The organism is Prosthecomicrobium sp. N25, assembly GCF_037203705.1.
GTDB lineage: Bacteria > Pseudomonadota > Alphaproteobacteria > Rhizobiales > Ancalomicrobiaceae > Prosthecodimorpha.
Genome location: NZ_JBBCAT010000001.1, coordinates 2,314,889 through 2,334,756 on the forward strand (window position 1 = coordinate 2,314,889; position 19,868 = coordinate 2,334,756).

At 71.4% G+C, this 19,868-nt stretch carries 19 protein-coding genes; 11 read left to right on the plus strand and 8 right to left on the minus strand.

Annotation, left to right across the window (positions count from 1 at the left end):
- Positions 1–28 precede the first annotated feature (28 nt).
- The 4 genes from WBG79_RS10470 to WBG79_RS10485 are packed head-to-tail and all read right to left on the minus strand — an operon-like array spanning position 29 to position 3,741.
- Entirely contained in the window at positions 29–1,798 is a 1,770-nt protein-coding gene (locus tag WBG79_RS10470) for a GMC family oxidoreductase (protein ID WP_337357049.1), read from the minus strand.
- 11 nt (positions 1,799–1,809) lie between these two features.
- Positions 1,810–2,574 (minus strand): gluconate 2-dehydrogenase subunit 3 family protein, encoded by a 765-nt coding sequence (locus WBG79_RS10475; protein ID WP_337357050.1) that lies wholly within the window; start codon positions 2,572–2,574, stop codon positions 1,810–1,812.
- A gap of 31 nt (positions 2,575–2,605) precedes the next feature.
- Positions 2,606–2,935 carry a hypothetical protein gene (locus WBG79_RS10480; RefSeq protein WP_337357051.1) on the minus strand — a complete coding sequence of 110 codons (330 nt, stop codon included), beginning with the start codon at positions 2,933–2,935 and terminating at the stop codon, positions 2,606–2,608.
- Positions 2,932–3,741 carry a c-type cytochrome gene (locus WBG79_RS10485; protein ID WP_337357052.1) on the minus strand — a complete coding sequence of 270 codons (810 nt, stop codon included), beginning with the start codon at positions 3,739–3,741 and terminating at the stop codon, positions 2,932–2,934. The genes WBG79_RS10480 and WBG79_RS10485 overlap by 4 nt, the downstream gene beginning before the upstream one ends.
- A 273-nt stretch (positions 3,742–4,014) precedes the next feature.
- Here WBG79_RS10485 and WBG79_RS10490 point away from each other — a divergent pair, with 273 nt between their 5' ends.
- Positions 4,015–5,034 carry an AI-2E family transporter gene (locus tag WBG79_RS10490; protein ID WP_337357053.1) on the plus strand — a complete coding sequence of 340 codons (1,020 nt, stop codon included), beginning with the start codon at positions 4,015–4,017 and terminating at the stop codon, positions 5,032–5,034.
- 11 nt (positions 5,035–5,045) lie between these two features.
- On the opposite strand, the gene WBG79_RS10495 is transcribed toward WBG79_RS10490, so the two are convergent.
- Both WBG79_RS10495 and WBG79_RS10500 read right to left on the minus strand, forming a co-directional pair.
- Positions 5,046–5,711 (minus strand): alpha/beta hydrolase, encoded by a 666-nt coding sequence (locus WBG79_RS10495; protein WP_337357054.1) that lies wholly within the window; start codon positions 5,709–5,711, stop codon positions 5,046–5,048.
- 11 nt (positions 5,712–5,722) lie between these two features.
- Positions 5,723–6,667 (minus strand): ring-cleaving dioxygenase, encoded by a 945-nt coding sequence (locus tag WBG79_RS10500; RefSeq protein ID WP_337357055.1) that lies wholly within the window; start codon positions 6,665–6,667, stop codon positions 5,723–5,725.
- Between the two features lie 161 nt (positions 6,668–6,828).
- Here WBG79_RS10500 and WBG79_RS10505 point away from each other — a divergent pair, with 161 nt between their 5' ends.
- The 4 genes from WBG79_RS10505 to WBG79_RS10520 all read left to right on the plus strand — a co-directional run bounded on the left by WBG79_RS10505 (position 6,829) and on the right by WBG79_RS10520 (position 10,701).
- A complete protein-coding gene (locus tag WBG79_RS10505) occupies positions 6,829–7,680 on the plus strand; it encodes an amidohydrolase family protein (protein WP_337357056.1) in 852 nt (283 codons plus the stop codon).
- 90 nt (positions 7,681–7,770) lie between these two features.
- A complete protein-coding gene (locus tag WBG79_RS10510) occupies positions 7,771–8,313 on the plus strand; it encodes a sigma-70 family RNA polymerase sigma factor (protein WP_337357057.1) in 543 nt (180 codons plus the stop codon).
- 76 nt (positions 8,314–8,389) lie between these two features.
- Positions 8,390–9,031 (plus strand): DUF1109 domain-containing protein, encoded by a 642-nt coding sequence (locus WBG79_RS10515; protein ID WP_337357058.1) that lies wholly within the window; start codon positions 8,390–8,392, stop codon positions 9,029–9,031.
- Positions 9,032–9,153: 122 nt separating this feature from the next.
- The gene (locus WBG79_RS10520) at positions 9,154–10,701 is read left to right on the plus strand and encodes a trimethylamine methyltransferase family protein (RefSeq protein WP_337357059.1); all 1,548 of its coding nucleotides are present in this window, start codon (positions 9,154–9,156) and stop codon (positions 10,699–10,701) included.
- A 10-nt stretch (positions 10,702–10,711) separates the two neighbouring features.
- Here the strand turns inward: WBG79_RS10520 and WBG79_RS10525 are convergent, their stop codons facing one another.
- Positions 10,712–11,935 (minus strand): MFS transporter, encoded by a 1,224-nt coding sequence (locus WBG79_RS10525; RefSeq protein WP_337357060.1) that lies wholly within the window; start codon positions 11,933–11,935, stop codon positions 10,712–10,714.
- 128 nt (positions 11,936–12,063) lie between these two features.
- Here WBG79_RS10525 and WBG79_RS10530 point away from each other — a divergent pair, with 128 nt between their 5' ends.
- From WBG79_RS10530 to WBG79_RS10540, 3 genes are all read left to right on the plus strand, one after another.
- Complete coding sequence (locus tag WBG79_RS10530) at positions 12,064–13,347, plus strand: MgtC/SapB family protein (RefSeq protein ID WP_337357061.1); 1,284 nt, start codon at positions 12,064–12,066, stop codon at positions 13,345–13,347.
- Positions 13,348–13,456: 109 nt separating this feature from the next.
- Positions 13,457–15,472: an acetyl/propionyl/methylcrotonyl-CoA carboxylase subunit alpha gene (locus WBG79_RS10535; protein ID WP_337357062.1), complete on the plus strand. Its 2,016-nt coding sequence runs from the start codon at positions 13,457–13,459 to the stop codon at positions 15,470–15,472.
- Positions 15,473–15,611: 139 nt separating this feature from the next.
- A complete protein-coding gene (locus WBG79_RS10540) occupies positions 15,612–15,803 on the plus strand; it encodes a hypothetical protein (RefSeq protein WP_337357063.1) in 192 nt (63 codons plus the stop codon).
- 19 nt (positions 15,804–15,822) lie between these two features.
- Here WBG79_RS10540 and WBG79_RS10545 read toward each other — a convergent pair whose 3' ends face one another.
- Positions 15,823–16,287, minus strand: coding sequence for a hypothetical protein (locus WBG79_RS10545; RefSeq protein WP_337357064.1), 465 nt, complete (start codon positions 16,285–16,287; stop codon positions 15,823–15,825).
- Between the two features lie 115 nt (positions 16,288–16,402).
- Here WBG79_RS10545 and WBG79_RS10550 point away from each other — a divergent pair, with 115 nt between their 5' ends.
- From WBG79_RS10550 to WBG79_RS10560, 3 genes are all read left to right on the plus strand, one after another.
- On the plus strand, positions 16,403–17,413 hold the full coding sequence (locus tag WBG79_RS10550) for an extensin-like domain-containing protein (protein WP_337357065.1): 1,011 nt from the start codon (positions 16,403–16,405) through the stop codon (positions 17,411–17,413).
- 63 nt (positions 17,414–17,476) lie between these two features.
- Positions 17,477–18,493, plus strand: coding sequence for a L,D-transpeptidase (locus WBG79_RS10555; RefSeq protein WP_337357066.1), 1,017 nt, complete (start codon positions 17,477–17,479; stop codon positions 18,491–18,493).
- A 125-nt stretch (positions 18,494–18,618) separates the two neighbouring features.
- On the plus strand, positions 18,619–19,812 hold the full coding sequence (locus tag WBG79_RS10560; protein ID WP_337357067.1) for a substrate-binding domain-containing protein: 1,194 nt from the start codon (positions 18,619–18,621) through the stop codon (positions 19,810–19,812).
- Positions 19,813–19,868 lie beyond the last annotated feature (56 nt).

The window sequence follows — 19,868 nt, forward strand, 5'->3', positions numbered from 1 at the left end:
CGCCTCGTCATGGTGCCCATGCAGCCTCTCATGCCTGCACCAGCGGTCGCGGGTTCTTCAGGTAGTCCCCGGTGATCGCCTGGAGTGCCCAGTAGGTGAGCGATCCGACGGTGCCGGTCGGGTTGTAGCCGGCGTTCTGCGGGAAGGCGGAGGCGCCCATGATCCAGAGATTGTGCAGGTCCCAGCTCTGCAGGTAGCGGTTCACCACGCTGGTCCGCGGGTCGGTTCCCATGATCGCGCCGCCGCTGTTGTGGGTCGTCTGGTAGGGCGCGATGGAATAGTGGTCGGCGAGCCAGGAGACCGAGATGGACCGACCTCCCATGGCCTGCCCGATCTCGCGCATCTTCCCCGTGAGGTGCCGCGCCATTAGCCGGTCGTTGTAGGGGAAGTCGAAGGTCATCATGCCCAGCGGCTGGCCGTAGGCGTCCGTATAGGTCCGGTCGAGGCCGAGATGGTTGCCAGGGTGCGGCGTCGAGGAGCCGTGCAGGGACAGGGTCACGGTCGAGTTGTAGTGGCGCGCCACCGCCTCCTTCCAGGCCCGGCCCCAGCGCGGGGTCCCGTCCGGGACCGGGTGGTGGTTGATCGGTCGGCCGGAGGTCTGGTTGGCCGCGATGTAGCCGCCGCCGACGAAGCCGAGTCCGGAATGGTCGAAGCTGCCGTTGTTCCAGTCGTCGATGACCGTGCCGAGCGCCCCGGCCCCCATGTAGGGGTTGATGCGCTGCGTCCCGTCGTAGAAGACGCTGACCGCCGTCATGGTCTGGTAGCTGTAGTTGCGCCCGACCGTGCCCTTCCGCGTTGCCGGGTCGTAGGGCTCGCCGATGCCGGACTGGAGCAGCAGGATGGGGTTGTGGTGCGCGAAGGCGCAGAGCACGACCATGCCGGCTGGCTGGAAGACCTCGCGCCCCTGGGCGTCCACATAGGTGACGCCGGTCGCGATCCGGGCGTCCTTGTCGTGCTCGATGCGGATGACGTGGCTGCGCGGCCGGATCGAGAAGTTCGAATTCTTCATCGCCGCCGGCAGAATGGCGATCTGGGGGCTCGCCTTGGCGAAATGCTCGCAGCCGTAGGTCTCGCAGTAGCCGCAATACATGCAGGGCTGCATCTCCGCCCCGTACGGGTTGGTGTAGGCCCTCGTCTGGTTCGCGGAGGGCATCGGGAACGGGTGGTAGCCGAGGCCGGAGGCGGCGTCGGCGAAGAGCTTGCCGGACAGCGGCTGCTTCATCGGCGGGTTGGGATAGTCGTTCTGCCGCGGCCCCTCGAAGGGATTGCCGCCCGCCCGCGTCTCGCCCCGGAGGTTCCCGGCGAACCCGCCGATCCCGCAGACCTTCTCAAAGAAGTCGTAGTGCGGCTCGAGCTCCTCGTAGCTGACGCCCCAATCCTGGATCGTCACGTCGTCCCCGACATGGTCCTTGCCGTAGCGTTCCTCGGTCCAGGACTTCAGGCGGAACCACTCGGGCTGGAAGCGCCAGGTCTGCCCGTTCCAGTGCACCATCGCGCCGCCGACGCCGTCGGCCGGCAGAAAGGAGCCGAGCTGGCGCATCGGCAGCGCCTCCTGGCCGACGAAGTTGCGGAAGCTGAGCGTCTGGGTCGCCGCGTTCTGCATCAGAGCGTAGCGGATCGAGTATTTGAGTTCGTCGTGCATGGACGGCGACTGGAAGTCCGGGACGGTGTCCCGCATCGGTCCGCGCTCGAGCGCCACCACGGTCTTGCCGGCTTCCGCGAGGTGCTTGCCGACGATGGCCGCCGTCATGCCCCCGCCGACCAGCACCACGTCCACCTCCTTCATCCTGATCGGCATGCCGCTCTCCTTCAGGGTCGCCCGGCGCCGGTCGGGGCGGGCATGTGGGACGCGTGCGCCTTGAGGTGCGCCTCGCGCGCCGCCGTGTTGCCGATGCCGATCGGCTCGCGCCGGTACTCGTGGCCGTGGACGTCGACGAGGTCGACGAACTGCGCGTAGGCGCCGGGGAAGCCCACCATCCGCCAGCCCGCCATGCCGCGGTTCCCGCCATAGGCCGGATCGGCGAAGAAGCCCTCGATCGTGTTGGCGAGCAGCGTCTCGAAGAAGACCGCCGAAGGAAGGGAGGGCAGGGCGATTCCGCCGGTCTCCAGCTTGCCGAGGACCTCGTCCATGACGGGTTCGCCGAGGTCCCAGAACTCCTTGCCCCCGTAGGCCTGCCGGCAGTGCTCGCCGATCTCTCCGATCGCGATCCGGTAGAGCTCGGCGGGCGTGAAGCGGAGCTGGTAGCCCTGCTCGGGCGCCGCCTCCGGCTTCCAGGGTCCCTTGAGATACATGCGGTCGCCGGCGCCCCAGGCGCTCGCCAGCTGCCGGTCGATGAAGAAGAGAACCCCCGCGTCCGCCGCGCCCGGCCAGCGCGGATCCTTCGGGATCAGCCGTTCGGCCGCCGCCTCGACGAAACGCGCCTCGGGGTCCGTGAAGAAGAAGAGGACCCGGTCGCCGTCGGCAGGCTCGGCCACCGGAGGCTGCGTCTGCGCCGCCGCGGGGCCCGCTGCCGCCGCCGCACCGGCCGCACCGGCCACCTTGAAGAGGTCGCGTCTCGACAGGGTCTCGCTCACGATGCCACTCCGAAACAGAGAAGAAATTCGTCTACTTGCCCGTCACCTTGGCGAGGCAGTCGGCCTCCGCCGGCGTGCCCGCCAGCCCCTTGCAGAGATCGGCGCCGGGAAGCGGCGGGAGATCGGTCAGTCCCAGCTTGGCGCTCGCGGGCTTCGGCCCGCTGTTGCCGAGCGTGGTCCCGGCGCTCGTGTTGGCCCCGACATGGACGGCGCCGCCCCGGCTGATCCCGCCGGCGCCCGGCTGCTGCGAGAGCTGGTCGGCGGATTGGTTGCCCTGCGCGACGGCCGCGCCCGCCCCGCCGAGGACGAGCCCGGAAAGGACGATGAGGATCGCGGGGAAAGTCGGCCGGGTGCCGGTCATGGACGGTCTCCTTGCCGTTGGCCCGCCGGCGCGCCGCTGGCAGCGGTTCGGTTGCCGGCCGCCTCCGGAACCACGGCCGTGATCGCCGCCACCCCGGAGACGGAGCGCGGGGCGGGTGGCAGGCTCGCGAAGTAGCGGGCGGCCGCGGACACGTCGCGGTCGTCCATGCGCCGGGCTATGCCGGCCATCACGCCGGCCGGATCGCCGCCGCGCCGGCCGGCCTTCCAGGCCTGGAGCTGGCCGCGCAGGTATCCCTCGTGCTGGCCCGCGAGGGCGGGAACGAGCGGCGCCAGGCCGGCCCCGTCCGGCCCGTGGCAGTTCTGGCAGGCCTGGACCCCGTGCTCGGCGGCACCGATGGAGGACAGCACCGCTCCCCGCTGGACGAGGCCATAGTCCTCCGGGCCACCGGCCGGGCGCGCGGCCGCCCCGGTCGGCCCCGGCCCCGTCGGGTCCTGGGTCGCGTAGTGGACCGCGACGTCCCGCCGCTGCTGCTCGGTCAGCGCCTTGGCGATCGGCGTCATGATCTCGTTGGGCCGAACGCCGGAGGCGTAGTCGGCGAGCGCCTTGTAGAGGTAGGTCGCCATCTGGCCGTCGAGCCGCGGGAAGCCGGCTGCGGGATCGCCCCGGCCCTCCAGCCCGTGGCAGGCCAGGCAGGCCTGACGCTGCCCGCCCGGCCCGGCCCCGACCACAACGCCCCGTCCGCGGCCGGGGTCCGCGGGCGCCGTCCCGGATTGGGCACCGGCGACGCCCGTGGCGACCGCGAGCAGCAGGCCGGCGACCGTCACGCGCGGAGGGCGATAGGGCATGGGTCGGCACTCCCGCTCGCGGTCCGGAGCCTTGTGCCGACCTCGTGCCGGCACCTTCGTCCTGCCGCCGAACGAGGACCCGCCCGGGTTGTTCCGTCTCCCGGGCCGTGACCAGGAACAAGCGCGCCGGCCGGCCGTTCCTCCGCTGCACGCCGGCTTGAGGAGGCTTCCATACCCGCATCCGAACCGCTTCCCGGGCCGGCCGCCGTTCCCGCACCGCCCCCCGCCGCCCACCCCCGCGACGAGATCGCCTTCGTCCGCAAGGCCCTGATCGTGCTCGGCGTCTTCGCCCTGGCGCTCGCCGCCTGGCAGGTGCGCGAGAGCCTCCTCCTCGCCTTCGCGGCCGTGGTAGTCGGTGTCGTCTTCGATGCCGCTGCGGTCCCGATCTGCCGGCACACGCGCCTGCGTCGCCGCTATGCCCTGATCGCGGCGGTCCTTCTCGTCATCGGCATGGTCGCGCTCCTCGCCGTCCTGGTCGGTGCCCAGGTGAAGAACCAGCTCGGCGAGTTCGGCCAGCGGCTGCCCGACGTGGTGCGCTACCTGGAGACCCAGCTCGGCATCTCCCTGCCGGCCCTCAACGGCAGCGGCGGTTCCCTGCAGGACCAGCAGGGCGGCGCGGTCGCGGACCTCTCCAAGACGCTGATGGGGCAGATCACGACGCTCGGCACCATGGTCTTCGCGAGCGTCACGAACCTCGTCCTGGTGATCGTCGGGGGCGTTTTCCTCGCCGTCGACCCCAGGATCTACAAGGCGGGGCTGGTCAAGCTCTTCCCGCCGGAGCGCCACGAGCGCATCGAGGACGCCCTCGACACATGCGGCCGCGCCCTGAAGCTCTGGCTTCTGGCGCAGGTCATCGCCATGGGGGTGGTCGGCACCCTGGCGGGCCTCGGCACCTGGTTCCTCGGCCTGCCGGCGCCCGTCGCCCTCGGCATCTTCGCGGGGCTGGCCGAGTTCATCCCGGTCGTCGGTCCGATCGCCGGCGCGGTCCCGGCGGTGCTCCTCGCGCTCACCATCGACATGTCGACCGCGCTGTGGACGCTCGGCCTCTTCGTCGTCATCCAGCAGCTCGAATCGAACGTCATCACCCCGATCGTCCAACTCCGGCTCGTCTCGATCCCGCCCGCGCTGCTTCTCTTCGCCGTCATCGCCTTCGGGACCCTCTTCGGTCCGATCGGCATCCTGGTCGCCGCCCCGATGACCGTAGTCGCCTTCGTGCTCGTGCAGAAGCTCTATGTCCGCGAGACCTTGGGCGAACCGGTGAAGATCCCGGGTGAGCAGAAGGCAGGGGGCTGAGCGCCCTCGGCTCAGCCTTCGGGCGCGGCCAGCCGGGCGACCAGCGCCGTCGCGGCGTCCAGTTCGTCCCGGTTCACGCTGTGGCCCATGCCGGGATAGATCCGCTCGTCGACCGCCGCCCCGCCGGCGGCGAAGACGCCCGCCGTCTCCTTCACCCGCGCGAGCGGAATGTGCGGGTCGACGTCGCTGCAGCCGAGCAGGACGGGCGTCCCCTCGAAGGAGGCGGCCGCGGGCCAGGTCGTCCCGGGCGGGCCGATGAGCCCGCCGGAGAGCCCGATCAGCCCGCCATAGCGCCGCGGGTTGCGCGCCGCGAACTCGAGCGCCAGGCAGGCGCCCTGGCTGAACCCGCCCAGCACGATGCGCTCCGCCCCGATCCCTTCCGCCTCGACAGCGGCCACGAGCCCGCCGACGACCGCCAGCGCCGAGCCGAGCCACGGCTCGTTGCGCTCCACCGGCTCGATGAAGCGGTAGGGGTACCAGGTTCGCCCCTGCGCCTCGGGCGCCAGGAAGGCGATGCCCGGGGCGGCGAGGTGGCGCGCCAGATCCATCATGTCGGACGCGTCGGCGCCGCGTCCGTGCACGAGGATCACCGCCGCCGAGGCGGCCCCGAGGGGCGCGCCGGCGGTGTGGACGGCGAGGCCCCGGTGGGGCCCGGTGACTCCGATCGGCTGGACCATGGCGTCCTCCTTCAGAGCGGCTTGAGGTTCGCCTCGATCGAGGCCCGCCGCGGCTCCAGGAACGGCGGCAGCGACAGTGCCTCCCCGAGCGTCTCCATCGGCTCGTCGGCCGCGAAGCCGGGAATGTCCGTGGCGATCTCGAACAAGATGCCGTTCGGCTCCCGGAAGTAGAGCGAGCGGAAGTAGTAGCGCTCGACCTCGCCCGAGGACGGCACGCGGAAGCCGCGCACGCGGTCGGTCCAGCCCCGGAGGCCATCGTAGTCGGGTGTCCGGAACGCGACGTGATGGACGCCGCCCGCCCCGTCGCGCGCCGGCGGCAGGTCCGGTTCGACCGCCACGTTGAGCTCCGCCCCGGCGCCGCCCGGCCCCATGGTGAAGACGTGCACCGGCCCCGTGAAGTCGGCGTCCCGGTGTTCCGCCCCGCGCGTCATCGCCATGACGCGGGTCAGCAGCACCTCGGTCGGCGCCAAGTCCGGGACGCTGAGCGTGATCCGCCCGAGCCCGCGCAGCTGGTGCTCGCCCGGCACCGGGCTGCGCGACCAGGGATGCGCCACGGAGGCGTCGTCCGCCACCAGCTCCAGCCGCTGCCCCTCCGGGTCCTCGAAGGTCAGCGAGGGCCGGCCCCGCCGCTCGGCGACGTCCCCGGTGGGGACGCCGAGACCGGTCAGCCGGTCGCGCCACCAGCCCAGGCTGTCCGGCGCCACCCGGAAGGCGGTCCGCACGATCGAGTGCGTGCCGCGCCGCGCCGGGCCGACCGGCCAGTCGAAGAAGGTGATGTCCGAGCCGGGGGTCGCCTCCCCGTCGCCGTAGAAGAGATGGTAGGCGCTGGTGTCGTCCTGGTTGACGGTCTTCTTGACCAGCCTCAGGCCGAGCACGCGGGTGTAGAAGTCGAGATTGCCGGATGCGTTCGCGGTCACCGCCGTAAGGTGATGAATTCCGCCCAATGCGAGGTCCATGGCAGCCTCCTGCCGTTGTTGTCGGCCGACATATCGGCTCGTTCCGGAAAATGGCAACTTGATGGATTGTTCGCGCCGGTCGAACGATCGCCCCTTGTCGGCGCGGCTTGCCGGCCCCCGCCGGCCGTGGTCTGCTTCCGGAAAACACCGGGAGGCGCAGGATGCCGGATTTCTCGATCGTCGACGCCCATGTCCACCTCTACGATCCGGCCCGGCTCTCCTATCCGTGGATGGCTTCCGTCCCGGCCATCGACCGCCGCATGCTGCCGGCCGACTACGACGCCGCCCGCGCACCCGTCGAGGTCGACCGCATGGTCTTCGTCGAGGTGGCGGTCGCCCCGGGCGCGCATCTCGACGAGGCCCGCTTCGTGCGCGACCTCGCCGAGGGCGAGACGCGGATCGCGGGCGTGGTCGCCCATGCGCCGGTCGAGAAGGGCAGGGCGGTCGAGGAGGACCTTGACGCGCTCATGGACCTCGGCCGGCTGCGCGGGATCCGCCGCCTGATCCAGGACGAGCCCGACGCCGGGATCGTCCTCGCGCCGGACTTCCTGGAGGGTGTCCGGTCGCTCGCGGCCCACGACCTGACCTTCGACCTCTGCATCCGTCACTGGCAACTCCCGGAGGCGATCGAGCTCGTCCGCCGCTGCCCGGAGGTGCGCTTCGTCCTCGACCACATCGCCAAGCCCGGCATCGCGGAGGGCCTGCGGGAGCCCTGGGCCGCGCAGATCGCCGAACTCGCCCGCCTGCCCAACGTGGTCTGCAAGGTCTCCGGCGTGATCACCGAGGCCGGCCCGGCCTGGACCGTCGCGAGCCTCAGGCCCTACGTCGAGCACGTGATCGAGTGCTTCGGTTTCGCCCGCTGTCTCTACGGCAGCGACTGGCCGGTCAGCGAGCTGTCGCACCGCTACGTCCAGTGGGTCGAGGCCCTGGACGCCATCCTGGCCGGGACTCCGGAAGCCGACCTGCGCCGCTTCTGGCGCGAGACGGCGATCCGCACCTACGGATTGACCTGACCCCTCACGGGCATGTCATCGCGCTTCAAGAGAGTTCATGTGCTCGGCGCGACCGGCCGTGAGACGATGGCTCGGTCAGGGAGCCGACCCATGTCCATCGAAACCGAACTCGCGGCGCTGGTCGCGAAGGCGCAGGCGGGCGATCGCACCGCCTACGAGAGCCTGCTGAAGAGGCTCGCCGCCGATCTGCGCGGCCACGTCCGCCGTCTCCTCTCCCGTGCCGGCCCCGGCCAGGCCGCGGACGCGGAGGACGTCTTGCAGGAGATCCTCATCGCGGTGCACACGCGCCTGCACACCTACGATCCGTCGCGCCCGGCATCGGCCTGGGTCCACGCCATCGCCCGCCACAAGGTGATCGATCACCTGCGCGCCGGCGCCCGTTCCCGCGGCGCGGTTCCGCTCGAGGCCATCGAGGAGGTCGTCGCTGCCCCGGCGGGCGCCCCCGGGGCCGACTTCGACGCCGCCCGGGTGCTGGCGGCCCTGCCGGGGCCCCTGCGGGCGCCCTTCGCCGCGGTCAAGCTCGAAGGGCACTCCATCGCCGAGGCCGCCGCCGCTCACGGCATGACCGAGACGGCCCTGAAGGTCGCCATCCACCGCGGCATGCGCCGCCTTTCGGCGATCTTCGCCGGATGAGACGCCCCCGCTCCGCCGGCCCCGGTCATGGCGGCCATTTTAATGCCGTCTCGAAGCCCTCAAGCGAGATCCCAGCGTGCGCACCGAAGACCTGATCTCGACCCTCGCCGCCGCCCACGGGCCGGTCGACCGGCACCGCACCCGCCGCCTGGTGCTCGGTGCCGCGCTGGTCTCCTTCGCGGTCGCGGGCGTCGCGGTCGTGCTGCGTCTCGGTGCCCGGCCCGACCTCATGCAGATCCTGGCCGAGCCGCGCGCCGCCGCCAAGCTTATCTTCGCCGTCGGCGCGGTCCTCGCCGCCCTCTGGTCCGTGCTGCGTTTGTCGCGGCCCGGCGCCGAGCTCTCCGAGACCGCCGCCGTCCTGGCGCTTCCCTTCGCTTTCGTGCTGAGCCTCGCCGCCCTGGAACTCTCCTGGAGCCCGCCCGAGGCCTGGCCGGCGCTCGTCTTCGGCGCGAGCTGGAGCTACTGCCTCACCTCGATCCCGCTCTACGCCGTCCTGCCCTTTGCCCTCCTCGTGCTGACGCTGCGCGAGGCCGCGCCCACGGACCTGCGCGGCGCCGGCTTCGCCACCGGCGTTCTCGCCGGCAGCCTCGCCACGCTCGCCTACGAACTGCACTGCACCGAGGACGCCATGCCCTTCGTGGCGGCCTGGTACGCCGGGACGATCGTCGCCATCGGGGTCCTCGGCGCGCTAGTCGTGCCCCGCGTCGTGCGCTGGTGAGCCCTCGCTGTCGCCGAAGCGCCACCTGATGACGGACCCGGCACAGTCCCCATGCCCTCCGTCGCACTAGGCTCGACGCTCGACAACCATGAGGGCCGCCCCGGCCCCGAGGAGGAGCCGTCATGACCGACATGCCCGAAGCCGGTGCCCGCGAGGGCCGCCGCGGACGCGAGGCTCGCCGCGCCGCCCGTTCGGCCCGGTCCGGCGTGTCGGTGCCCTACATCACCCGCAACCTGCCGCTGACCGAAGTCCTCTCCGAGGAGGGGCTCGCCCTCATCGAGCACAATGCCGAGACCCTGATGGAGGAGATCGGCCTCGAGTTCCGCGACTATCCCGCCGCGCTCGAGCGCTTCCGCCAGGCCGGCTGCGACGTCCGCGGCGAACGCGTGCATTTTCCCCGCGGCCTCGCCCGCAGCCTGATCCGCACCGCGCCGCAGGACTACGTCCAGCACGCCCGCAACCCCGAGCGCAGCGTCCACATCGGCGGCAAGGACACCGTCTTCGCCCCGGTCTACGGCTCGCCTTTCGTGCACGACCTCGACCAGGGCCGCCGCTACGGCACCATCGAGGACTTCCGCAACTTCGTGAAGCTCGCCTACCAGAGCCCCTTCATGCACCATTCGGGCGGCACGGTGTGCGAGCCCGTCGACCTGCCGGTGAACAAGCGCCACCTGGACATGGTCTACGCGCATATGCGCTATTCCGATAAGCCGTTCATGGGCTCGGTCACGCATCCGGAGCGGGCGAAGGACACGGTCGCGATGGCCGAGATCTTGTTCGGCGCGGAGTTCCTCCAGTCGAACACGGTGGTCACCTCGCTCATCAACGCCAATTCGCCGCTCGTCTGGGACGCCACCATGCTGGGCTCGGCCGAGGCCTACGCCCGCGCCAACCAGGCCTGCATCATCACCCCCTTCATCCTGTCAGGCGCCATGAGCCCGGTGACGGTCGCCGGCACGCTGACGCAGGTCCTCGCCGAGGTGCTCGCCGGCGTCAGCTTCACCCAGCTCGTCCGCCCGGGCGCGCCGGTCATCTTCGGCACCTTCGTGTCGACCCTCTCCATGCAGTCCGGCGCCCCCACCTTCGGCACCCCCGAGGCCAGCCTCGCGATCTACGGCGCCGCCCAGCTCGCCCGCCGCATGAAGCTTCCCTTCCGCACCGGCGGCTCCCTCTGCGCCTCCAAGGTCCCCGACGCCCAGGCCGCCTACGAGAGCGCCCAGACCCTGATTCCGACCATCCACGCGGGCACCAATTTCGTGCTCCACGCCGCCGGCTGGATGGAGGGCGGCCTTGCCTCGTCCTACGAGAAGTTCGTCATGGACTGCGACCAGCTCGGCATGATGCACGTGCTGGCCAAGGGCATCGACCTCTCGGACAACGGCCAGGCGCTCGCGGCCTTCCGCGAGGTCCCCCCCGGCGGCCACTTCCTCGGCTGCGCCCACACCCAGGCGAACTTCGAGACCGCCTTCTACCGCTCCGGCATCGCCGACAACAATTCGGTCGAGCAGTGGATGGCCGAGGGCAGCCAGGACGCCGCCCAGCGCGCCAACAAGATCTGGAAGAAGATGCTCGCCGACTACGAGGCCCCGCCGCTCGACCCGGGCATCGACGAGGCCCTGCAGGCCTTCATGGCGAAGAAGAAGGCGAGCATGCCCGACGCGACGCACTGACGGGCGTCGCTCAGGCGGTGGCGAGCCGCCCGGGCCGCCCGCGCGTCAGGATGAAGGCGGCGATGGCCACGTTGGCGAGGTTCCAGCCGATCCCGTTCAGGAACGCCGCCGCGTAGCTGCCGGTGAGGTCGTAGATCGCCCCCGACAGCCAGCCGCCGAAGGCCATGCCGACCAGCGTCGCCATCAGGACGAGGCCGACCCGCGACCCGGCTTCGCCGGCCGGGAAATACTCCCGCACGATGATGGCGTAGCTCGGCACGATGCCGCCCTGGAAGAGCCCGAACACCGCCGACACCACGTAGAGCGACGTGAGCCCGTCCGAGAAGAGGTAGAGCACGAGGGCGACGCCCTGCATGACCGAGCCGATCATCAGGGTCGCCACCCCGCCGATCCTGTCCGCGACGAAACCCGAGGCGATCCGGCTGACGATCCCCAGCCCGAGCATCAGCGACAGCATCTCCGCCCCGCGCGCCATCCCGTAGCCGAGGTCGACGCAGTAGGCGACGATGTGCACCTGCGGCATCGACATCGCCACGCAGCAGGCGAGCCCGGCGGCGACGAGCAAGGCCTGCATCTGCCCGGCCGAGAGCCCCAGCGCCGAGAGGCGCCCCGCGGCCGAGAGCGCGCCGGTCGGCGCCGGCTGTTCGGGCGGCTTCGGCCGCAGCAGGAGCGCCAGCGGCAGCATGGTGGCAAGGCAGAAGAGCCCGATGCCGATCTGCGTCGACCGCCAGCCCGAACCCGCCATGAAATGCTGGATGACCGGAGGCCAGAAGGTGCCCGCCAGGTAGTTGCCCGAGGCGCAGAGCGCGACCGCGAGGCCGCGCCGCGCACGGAAGAACATCGACACGTCCGCGAGCAGCGGCCCGAACGTCGCCGAACTGCCGAATCCGATCAGGAGGCCCTGGATCGCCGCGAACTGCCACAGCGTCCCGGCGAAGCCCGACAGCACGTAGCCGGTCGCCAGGCTGACGATGCCGCCCATGACCGGGCGGACGATCCCGTAGCGGTCGATCAGCCGCCCCATCAGCACGCCGCCGATGGCGAAGCCCGCCATGGTCATGGTGTAGGGGAAGGAGGCGGCCCCACGCGCGACGCCGAACTCGGCCTGGACCGCCGGCAACACCAGGACGACCGACCACATCCCGACCCCGCCGATCGTCGACAGAACGAGCGCGACCGCCAGCCTGAACCAGGCATAGCTGTCGTCGAAGCCGGCGGCCTGGGTGCGGAACATGGTTGGACTCTCCGGGCGCACCGCCCTCGCCGGTGCTTCCTCCCTTGATGACAGGCGTCGGCACGCGCCACAAGCACCCGGCACATCCCTGACTTGACCGCTCCGCCGGGACCTTGTCCGTTCGGCCGATGCCCGACCTCGTCCTTCCCGACCTGTTCGTCCGACTGTCCCTCGCGCTCGCCATCGGTTTCTTGGTCGGCGTCGAGCGCGGCTGGAAGGATCGCGCCGAGGTCGAAGGCGGACGCACCGCGGGCCTGCGCACCTTCTCGCTGGTCGGCCTCTCCGGCGGGCTCGCCGGGGCCCTCCACAGCGTCGGCCTCGGCCCCGCCGCGATCCTGGTCCTGGGCGGCGGCGCGATCGGCGCGGTGCTGCTGTTCAAGTGGCGCGAAAGCGCGGCGGACGGATCCCATTCGGTGACCACGCCGGTCGCCGCCGTGGTCGTGTTCGGCCTCGGCGTCCTTGCCGTGCTGGGCGACATGAGGGCCGCCGCTGCCGCCGGCGTCGCCACGGCCGCGCTCCTGGCCCTGAAGCCGGTCCTGCACGGCTGGCTGCGCCGGCTGACCTGGACGGAACTCCGCGCGAGCCTCGTCCTCCTCGCCATGACGGTCATCGTCCTGCCGATCCTGCCGGACCGCACGCTGGATCCCTGGAACGCGCTCAACCCGCACGACGTCTGGGCCATGACGGTGCTGATCGCCGCGCTGTCCTTCGCGGGCTACATCGCCGTCAAGCTGGCGGGCGAATCACGCGGGATCCTGTTCGCCGGCGCGGCCGGCGGCCTCGTCTCCTCGACCGTCGTGACCCTCGACAACGGCCGCCGCGCCGCGGAGGCGCCCGCCCTGGCCGCGCTTCTCGCGTCCGGCACGGCGGCGGCCGGCGCGGTCTCGGTCTTCAAGGTACTCTCCATCGCGCTGCTGCTCGCGCCCGGACTGGCGCCGATGCTCGGACCGGCGCTCGGCGGCGCCGGAGCGGCCTTCCTGGCCGGCGCCGCCGTCCTCTACCGCCGCAGCGCCGCGCCCGCGCCCGCGCAGGCCGACCGGAACGGCTTCGCCAACCCGTTCGAGCCCCTAGCCGCCTTCCGGTTCGGCCTCTTGCTCGCCGGCGTGCTGGCCGTCTCCAAGATCCTCGCCGACAACGCCGGCCCGGCCGGATACCTCGCCTTCGCGGCCCTGTCCGGCTTCGCCGACATCGACGCCGTGGTGCTCTCGGCCGGCCGGATGGCGGGGACGTCCCTGACGATGGATACCGCCGCCGCCGCGATCCTCTGCGCGGTCGGGGCCAATATCGTGATGAAGACCGTCTATGCCTTCTGGATCGGGGGCAGGGGCTACGGCCGCCTGATCCTCGCCGTTTCGCTGGCTGCGGCCGGGCTCGGCGCGGTCCTGTTCCGGGTCTTCGCCCCGGTCCTGTGAGTGCTGCGATACACCGCGCCATTGCGTCCTTCGGCCAAGTTGCGGGACGGCGGCGAAGCGCCTAGAACCCTTGCGCTTTCCGGACAGAAGCGAGCGGGGCAGGCCAGACATGTTCAAGAAGATCCTGATCGCCAACCGCGGCGAGATCGCCTGCCGGGTCATGAAGACCGCCAGGCGGATGGGCATCCGCACCGTCGCGGTCTATTCGGACGCCGATCGGGACGCCGTGCATGTCGAGATGGCCGACGAGGCGATCCACATCGGCCCGCCCCAGGCCGCCCAGTCCTACCTGCTGATCGACAAGATCGTGCAGGCCTGCCTCGACACCGGCGCCGAGGCCGTCCACCCAGGCTACGGCTTCCTTTCCGAGCGCGCCGCCTTCCCGGTGGCGTTGGCCGAAAAGGGCATCGTCTTCATCGGCCCGAACCCGCGCGCCATCGAGGCGATGGGCGACAAGATCGAATCGAAGAAGTTCGCCAACGCCGCAAAGGTGTCGACCGTGCCCGGCCACCTCGGCACCATCGAGAGCACCGACCACGCCGTCGAGATCGCCCGCCAGATCGGCTACCCGGTGATGATCAAGGCCTCGGCCGGCGGCGGCGGCAAGGGCATGCGGATCGCCTGGAACGACGCGGAGTGTCGCGAGGGCTTCACGCTGTCCCGCAACGAGGCGGCGGCGAGCTTCGGCGACGACCGCGTCTTCGTCGAAAAGTTTATCGTCGACCCGCGCCACATCGAGATCCAGGTGCTCGGCGACAAGCACGGCAACGTCGTCTACCTCGGCGAACGCGAGTGCTCGATCCAGCGCCGGAATCAGAAGGTCATCGAGGAGGCCCCGTCGCCGCTCCTCGACGAGGCGACCCGCCGCGCCATGGGCGAGCAGTCGGTCGCCCTCGCCAAGGCCGTGAACTACGACAGCGCCGGCACCGTCGAGTTCGTCGCCGACCAGAACCGGAACTTCTACTTCCTGGAAATGAACACGCGCCTCCAGGTCGAGCACCCCGTCACCGAGCTCGTCACCGGCATCGACCTCGTCGAGCAGATGATCCGTGTCGCCGCCGGCGAGGAACTGTCGATCCGGCAGAAGGACGTGACCCTCACCGGCTGGGCGGTGGAGAGCCGCATCTACGCCGAGGATCCCTTCCGCAACTTCCTGCCCTCCATCGGCCGTCTGGTCCGCTACCGGCCGCCGGAGGAGGGCTCGGACGGCGAGATCACGGTCCGCAACGACACCGGCGTCGTCGAGGGCTCCGAGATCTCCATGTTCTACGACCCGATGATCGCCAAGCTGGTGACCCACGGCCCGACCCGCCTGGAGGCCATCGAGGCGCAGTCCGACGCCCTCGACGCCTTCGTGATCGACGGCATCCAGCACAACATCCCCTTCCTGACGTCGCTTCACCACCATCCGCGCTGGCGCGAGGGGCGGCTGTCCACCGGCTTCATCCGCGAGGAATACCCGGACGGCTTCGGCGTCCGCGCCGTCGACGAAGCCGCCAAGCCGCTCCTGGCGGCCGCGGCGGTCGCCATGGAGGTCATCCGCCAGGACCGCCTGGAAGCGCTCCCCGGCCGCTTCCGCCCGGCCACCGGCGAGGTCCGCCGCGACTGGCTGGTCAAGCTCGACAAGGACTACATCCCCGTCTCCGTCACCGAGGGCTTCGCCTCCGTGCCGCTCGAACTCGACATGGTGATCGGCGACGCCGAGACGGCCGTCAGCGTCGTCTCCCGCTGGCAGCCGGGCGAGGCCCTGTGGACCGGCCAGGTCGGCCACCGCGAGGTGACCATCCAGGTCCGTCCCGTCCCCAACGGCGCGGAACTGCGCTACCGCGGCATCTCCTGCATCGCCAAGGCCATGACGCCGCGCATCGCCCGCCTCGACAGGCTGATGCCCGAGAAGGCGCCGCCGGACACCTCCCGCTTCCTCCTCTGCCCCATGCCCGGGCTGGTCGTCTCCATCGAGGTCGCCGAGGGGCAGGAGGTCAAGGCCGGCGAGACGCTCGCCGTGGTCGAGGCCATGAAGATGCAGAACGTGCTCCGCGCCGAGCGCGACCTGACCGTCAAGGCCGTCAAGGCGAAGCCTGGCGACAGCCTGGCTGTCGACGCGGTGATCATGGAATTCGCCTGATCGGCAGCCGGCGCGCGCCCGTCGGAGGGCGCGCGCGACTAGGCCGTGCGTTTTGGTACCCTGCTACTGCCAAGCTTTACACCCGTACCCGCGTCGCCGATCTTCGGGCCCGTCGTCCAACCTTGGCCGGGAGGGATCCGTGACCGATCGCGCCATCGCTTCGAAGCCGCTCGACGTGCTGGTCGGGATGAGCGTCGGGCTCGAGCCCACGCCGCAGGATGCGGAGGCCGTCGCGGTTCTCGTCCGCCTCGGCCTCGCGGCCCGCGAAGGGTCCGGCCGGCCGCCGACCATCACCACCAAGGGCCGGGCCTGGGCCGAGGCCTTCCAGTGACGTCGTCCCCCGCCGCCGTTCAGTCCGGATCGCGCGACATCAGCGCGCCTGCCGCCAGCCCGATCGCCAGCGCGCCGTAGACGAGCCCGATCGAGCGGGGTGGCAGGACCGTCTCCCAGCCCGGTGTGACCCGCCGCGGCACGACGCCGTAGTCGACCACCGCCGCCACCAGTGCCATCAGCGCCGCGTCCCGCAGGTCCGTGCCGACGCTCCGCGGAGGCCGCGCGCCGCGCCAGGCCTCGAAGATCGCCGCCCAGAACATCCCCGAGCCGAAATGCGTCGCCGCGCCGACCCCCGTATGGGCGAGGTCGGCCTCCCGGATCCGTCCCGCGCCGTCGCCGTTGAGCCAGTGGCTGGTCGAATTGGTCGGCTGCAGGGCGCCGGCCCCCTCGGAGCGGGCGAGCTGGGCCGCGGCGGCGGCACTGGTGAGGCTTGCGAGCGTTCCGGTGACCGCCGTCCTGAGACCGAGATCGACGAGGTTCATGGGGCGCGTCCTCCGTGGTGTCGGCCCGTGAACGTCCCGCCTCCCTCGCGGTTCCGCAACGAACCTTTCCGGCCCCCTCATGCGTTGTTCCTGTCGAGCGGTCGGGAGGGCGGACATGCGCAGCGTGGCGAAGGTGATGGCCGCCGGCCTGATCGGGCTCGGGGCGGCGGTCTGGACGGTGGAGCCGGCCGGCGCGCAGTCCGTGGTGCGCCGCCTGGGGCAGGACCTCGGCCTCGTGCCGCCCGACAAGCCCGCCCGCAAGGCGCCCCGCCGCCCGCGCGCCGCGCCCCGCCCGACCGTTGCGGCCCCGGCGTCCCCGGCGCCGCAGGCGAAGCCGGAGACGAGAACCCAGGCCGCGATCCCGGGCGCGCCAAGACCGAAGCCCGACGAGACGCCGGACCGGCCGCCCGAGCCCGCCGGGTTGCCCGCCGCGCCACAGGCCAAGCCCGCACAGGCGCCCCCCCAGCCGGAGGCCGGCCAGTCTCCGGCGGCGCCGGAGGGCGGCAAGGAACCCGACGCGACGCGTCCGGTCCCGCCGCCACCCCCGCCACCGCCCGAGCCGATCGTCCTCACCGACGGGGAGGCGCAGGCCTGCCTGGCGCGGCTCGCGGCCCTCGGGGTGGAGGCGAAGCCCTTGCCCCCGATCGAGGCGGACAACGGCTGCAGCGTGCCGGCGCCGCTGGAGGTCCGCTCGGTGGGCGCCGGGATCGCCCTCGCGCCGCCAGCCGTCACGGTCTGCCCCATGGCCGAGGCGCTCGCCCTCTGGGCCCGCGACGTCGCCGCGGAATCGGAAGCCGCCTTCGAGACGCGCCCGAAGTCGCTCTCCATCGGGACGTCCTACCAGTGCCGGCCGCGCAACGGCCGGTCCGGCGCCAAGCTGAGCGAGCACGGCATCGCCAACGGCGTCGACATCGCCGGCATCCGTCTGGAGAGCGGGCCGGCCTTCGACGTGGCGCGCGTCGCCGACGAGGACGACGGCCCGACGGCCCGATTCGCCCGCGCCGTCCGGGCGCGCGCCTGCGTCCATTTCACCACCGTCCTCGGGCCGGGGACGGACCCGTCCCACGAGACCCACCTTCACCTCGACCTCGCCCGGCGGCGCAACGGCTATCGGATCTGCCAGTGAAGCGGACCCTTTGAGGGGCCGCGGCGTTGGTCATCACCATCCAGCAGCGCCCGAGGTTCGCCGATGATTGCGTTGAGAAGCCTGCCCGCCCTTGCCGTCGCGATCGCCCTGGCCCTGGGAGGCCCGGCGCTCGCCGCCGACCGCCTCACCCTGGAGTCGGTCAACGAAGCGGCTTTCCGGCCGCTGCCGAAGGAGTCCAAGGATCCGCTGCCCCACCTGGTGAAGCTGCAGGTCCTCCTCGACCGCGCCCTGGTCTCGCCCGGCGAGATCGACGGCCGCGACGGGGAGAACACCCGCAAGGCGATCGACGCCTATGCCCGCCTGGAGAAGCTCGGCGGCAACGGCGATCCCGCCCGCGACGTCTTCGAGGCGCTGAGCCGGGAGGACGGTGAGCCGGTGCTGGTCCGCTACCGCATAACCGACGACGATGTGCGCGGCCCCTTCGTGACCGAGATCCCCGACAAGATGGAGGAGCAGGCCGGCCTCGATCGGTTAGGCTACCGCTCGCCCCGCGAGATGCTGGCCGAACGCTTCCACATGTCCGAGGGCCTCCTGTCGGCGCTGAACCCGGGTACGCGCTTCGACGAGCCCGGCCGGGAGATCGTCGTCGCCGCCGTCTCCCCCTTCGATCCCGACCGCAAGCCCGAGATCCCCGCCGAAGCCGACCGGGTCACCCGAATCGCGGTCACCAAGGGCGAGCGGCGGCTCTATGCCTACCGGGCCGACGACAGCCTCGCGGCCATCTTCCCCGCCTCCATCGGCTCGACCGAGAAGCCCGCACCGGAGGGCGGCGCCACGGTGACGGCGGTCGCCCGCAACCCGACCTACACCTACGATCCGAAATTCGCCTTCAAGGGTGTCGGCGCCGACCGCAAGTTCACGATCAATCCCGGCCCGAATAATCCGGTCGGGGCGGTCTGGATCGACCTCGACGTGCCGACCTACGGCATCCACGGCACGCCCGAGCCCGGCAAGGTCGGCAAGAGCTACTCCCACGGCTGCATCCGCCTGACCAACTGGGACGTCGAGCGCCTCGCCCGGCTGGTCGGCAAGGGCACCCGGGTCGAGTTCCTCGACTAGCGCGGGCCGGAAGGATTGCACGGTCGGGGATGGACGGTCGCCGCCAAGGGATTGTACATCTTCATGATCGGCGATCCGACGTCTCGGGGAGAGGCGGCGGAGGAGCGCCGGTTCGGGAGGTGGCGATGTCGGGTTCGAAGTGGCTGACGGGGGTCGCGGCGGCGGTCCTCGGGCTCGTGGCGGCGGGCGCCGCCGGCGCGAAGGAGATCAAGGTCTGCCTCATCGCGGGCAAGACCGGTCCGCTCGAGGCCTATGCCAAGCAGACCGAGAACGGCTTCATGATGGGCCTCGAGCACCTGACCAAGGGCACCCTTCAGGTCGGAGCCGACAAGATCACGGTGCTCGTCAAGGACGACCAGCTGAAGCCCGACCGGGGCAAGAGCCTGCTCGAGGAATGCTACGGCGACGACAAGGCGGACCTCGCCGTCGGCACCACCGGCTCGCCCGTCGCGCTCGCCATGCTGCCCGTCGCCGAGGAGTTCAAGAAGGTCCTGATCGTCGAGCCGGCGGTCGCCGACTCCATCACCGGCGAGAAGTGGAACCGCTACGTCTTCAGAACCGGCCGCTCCTCGACCCAGGACGCCTACGCGGCGGCCGCCGCGATCCCCGACGGCGAGGTCGCGATCGGCATGATGGCCCTCGACACCGCCTTCGGCCGCGACGGCGTCGCCGCCTTCCGCGAGGCCCTCGCGGCGATCCGGCCCAAGGCGAAGATCGTCGCCGAGGAATACGCGGCCGGCAACACGGCCGACTTCGCCCCCTTCGCCGAGCGCCTGTTCGGCGCGCTCAAGGACAAGCCCGGCAAGCGCATCATCGGCTTCATCTGGGCCGGCGCGCATCCCATGGCGAAGTTCGTCGACATGAAGCCGGACCGGTTCGAGATCATGCTCGCGCCCGGCGGCAACCTCCTGCCCGTGATGGCCTCCTGGAAGCAGTTCGCCGGCGCCGAGGGCGGGATCTACTACTATTACGACTTCCCGAAGAACGCCCAGAACGACTGGCTCAAGGCCGAGTACCAGAAGCGCTACAACGCGCCGCCGGACTTCTTCGTCGCCGGCGGCTTCTCGGCCGCCGCGGCCGTGGTGGCCGCCCTGACCAAGGCCGGGTCGACCGACACCGAGAAGCTCATCGCCGCCATGGAAGGGCTGAGCTTCGAGACGCCGAAGGGCACCATGACGTTCCGCGCCCAGGACCACCAGGCGCTCCAGGAGATGTACCACTGGCGCATCAAGAAGGGCGCCACCGACACCGACATCCTGGACCTCGTGGCGACGATCCCCGCCAAGGATATGCCGGTCCCGGTCCGCAACAAGCGCTGACGGACCCCGACCGCACCCCTCCGGCGCCGGCCTTGCCGGCGCCGCCGGCCGTCCGC

Bases quoted from the DNA above. Each gene is read 5' to 3' on its own strand.
- WBG79_RS10470 (WP_337357049.1), bottom strand. From the start codon at position 1,798: ATGCCGATCAGGATGAAGGAGGTGGACGTGGTGCTGGTCGGCGGGGGC.
- WBG79_RS10480 (WP_337357051.1), bottom strand. From the start codon at position 2,935: ATGACCGGCACCCGGCCGACTTTCCCCGCGATCCTCATCGTCCTTTCC.
- WBG79_RS10485 (WP_337357052.1), bottom strand. From the start codon at position 3,741: ATGCCCTATCGCCCTCCGCGCGTGACGGTCGCCGGCCTGCTGCTCGCG.
- WBG79_RS10495 (WP_337357054.1), bottom strand. From the start codon at position 5,711: ATGGTCCAGCCGATCGGAGTCACCGGGCCCCACCGGGGCCTCGCCGTC.
- WBG79_RS10500 (WP_337357055.1), bottom strand. From the start codon at position 6,667: ATGGACCTCGCATTGGGCGGAATTCATCACCTTACGGCGGTGACCGCG.
- WBG79_RS10505 (WP_337357056.1), top strand. From the start codon at position 6,829: ATGCCGGATTTCTCGATCGTCGACGCCCATGTCCACCTCTACGATCCG.
- WBG79_RS10510 (WP_337357057.1), top strand. From the start codon at position 7,771: ATGTCCATCGAAACCGAACTCGCGGCGCTGGTCGCGAAGGCGCAGGCG.
- WBG79_RS10520 (WP_337357059.1), top strand. From the start codon at position 9,154: ATGACCGACATGCCCGAAGCCGGTGCCCGCGAGGGCCGCCGCGGACGC.
- WBG79_RS10525 (WP_337357060.1), bottom strand. From the start codon at position 11,935: ATGTTCCGCACCCAGGCCGCCGGCTTCGACGACAGCTATGCCTGGTTC.
- WBG79_RS10530 (WP_337357061.1), top strand. From the start codon at position 12,064: ATGCCCGACCTCGTCCTTCCCGACCTGTTCGTCCGACTGTCCCTCGCG.
- WBG79_RS10535 (WP_337357062.1), top strand. From the start codon at position 13,457: ATGTTCAAGAAGATCCTGATCGCCAACCGCGGCGAGATCGCCTGCCGG.
- WBG79_RS10545 (WP_337357064.1), bottom strand. From the start codon at position 16,287: ATGAACCTCGTCGATCTCGGTCTCAGGACGGCGGTCACCGGAACGCTC.
- WBG79_RS10550 (WP_337357065.1), top strand. From the start codon at position 16,403: ATGCGCAGCGTGGCGAAGGTGATGGCCGCCGGCCTGATCGGGCTCGGG.
- WBG79_RS10555 (WP_337357066.1), top strand. From the start codon at position 17,477: ATGATTGCGTTGAGAAGCCTGCCCGCCCTTGCCGTCGCGATCGCCCTG.
- WBG79_RS10560 (WP_337357067.1), top strand. From the start codon at position 18,619: ATGTCGGGTTCGAAGTGGCTGACGGGGGTCGCGGCGGCGGTCCTCGGG.